At 63.2% G+C, this 1,186-nt stretch carries 3 protein-coding genes; all 3 read left to right on the top strand.

Features of this window, described 5'->3' with window-relative positions:
• The gene (locus I5G_RS27175; RefSeq protein ID WP_368843878.1) at positions 1-132 is read left to right on the top strand and encodes a hypothetical protein; all 132 of its coding nucleotides are present in this window, start codon (positions 1-3) and stop codon (positions 130-132) included.
• A complete protein-coding gene (locus I5G_RS27170; protein WP_017451369.1) occupies positions 132-848 on the top strand; it encodes an ABC transporter ATP-binding protein in 717 nt (238 codons plus the stop codon). The genes I5G_RS27175 and I5G_RS27170 overlap by 1 nt, the downstream gene beginning before the upstream one ends.
• Before the next feature lie 5 nt (positions 849-853).
• The coding region (locus tag I5G_RS27165; protein ID WP_187288800.1) for a glutathione S-transferase N-terminal domain-containing protein at positions 854-1,186 on the top strand (333 nt) is incomplete at its 3' end.

The following is a 1,186-nucleotide window of genomic DNA, read 5'->3' as shown; positions in this document are numbered from 1 at the left end:
ATGCAGGCCGTCTTCGCCCTGGCCGACCGCATCACCGTGCTGGTCTATGGTCGCGTCATGTTCTGCGGTACGCCTGAAGAAATCCGTCATCACCCGCAAGTGAAGGCGATCTATCTGGGGGAGGAAGAATGATGGCCGCCTTGCTGCAAGTGGAAAACCTGACGGCCGCCTACGGGCGTGCGCAAGCCTTGTTCGGTGTCGATTTCGATGTGGGGCCGGGTGAAGTGGTGACCCTGCTGGGGCGCAACGGCATGGGCCGCTCAACCACCGTGAAATGCCTGTTCGGCCTGCTGCGTGCGCAACACGGACGCATCCATCTGGCCGGGCGCGAGATCCAGGCCGCGCCTTCGCATGAGATCGCACGACTGGGGCTGGGCCTGGTGCCGGAAGGGCGCCAAGTCTTCCCCAACCTGAGCGTCGAGGAAAACCTGGTAGCCACCGCCCGCGCCCCACGCCAGAAGATATCGTCTGCCCCGTGGACGCTGGCGCGGGTGTATGCACTGTTTCCGCGCCTGCAGGAGCGGCGCCGCCACCAGGGCTGGCAGTTGTCGGGTGGCGAGCAGCAGATGCTGGCCATCGGTCGTGCGCTGATGACCAATCCCACCCTGCTGGTGCTGGATGAGGCGACCGAAGGGCTGTCGCCGCTGATCCGCCAGGAGATCTGGCAGTCGCTGTCGAGCCTGAAGCAGGAAGGCCTGGCGCAGATCGTCATCGACAAGAACATCAAGCCGCTCTTGAAGCTGGCTGATCGTCACTTCGTGCTGGAGAAGGGCCGTGTGGTCTGGTCCGGCACCTCTACCGCACTGGCCCAGCAGAGCCAGCTGCTCCATCAATACCTGGGAGTCTGAACATCATGAGCAGCACAGAACGCATTCTGCATAATTATTTCCGCAGTTCTTCTTCCTACCGCGTGCGCATCGCCCTGAACCTGAAGGGGCTGCCTTTCCAGTATCACGCGGTGCATCTGAACCGCAACGGCGGCGAGCAGTTCGGCGCGGCCTTCCAGGAACTCAACGCCCAGGCGCTGGTGCCGGTGCTGGAAGAAGAGGGCGCGCTGATCAGCCAGTCGCTTGCCATCCTCGAATATCTGGATGAGCGTTATCCGCAGTCACCATTGCTGCCCACCGATCCCTTTGCGCGCGCCCACGTGCGCCAGCTCGCCAACACCATCGCCGCGAGATGCTCC

This window comes from Microbacterium sp. B19, from assembly GCF_000333395.1.
Classification (GTDB): Bacteria; Actinomycetota; Actinomycetes; order Actinomycetales; family Microbacteriaceae; genus Microbacterium.
Note: the sequence above shows the minus strand (reverse complement) of the source record. Positions and strands in the feature narration are given on the sequence as shown.

Coding starts and splice junctions, on each gene's coding strand:
- I5G_RS27175 (WP_368843878.1), top strand. CDS start 1: ATGCAGGCCGTCTTCGCCCTGGCCGACCGCATCACCGTGCTGGTCTAT.
- I5G_RS27170 (WP_017451369.1), top strand. CDS start 132: ATGGCCGCCTTGCTGCAAGTGGAAAACCTGACGGCCGCCTACGGGCGT.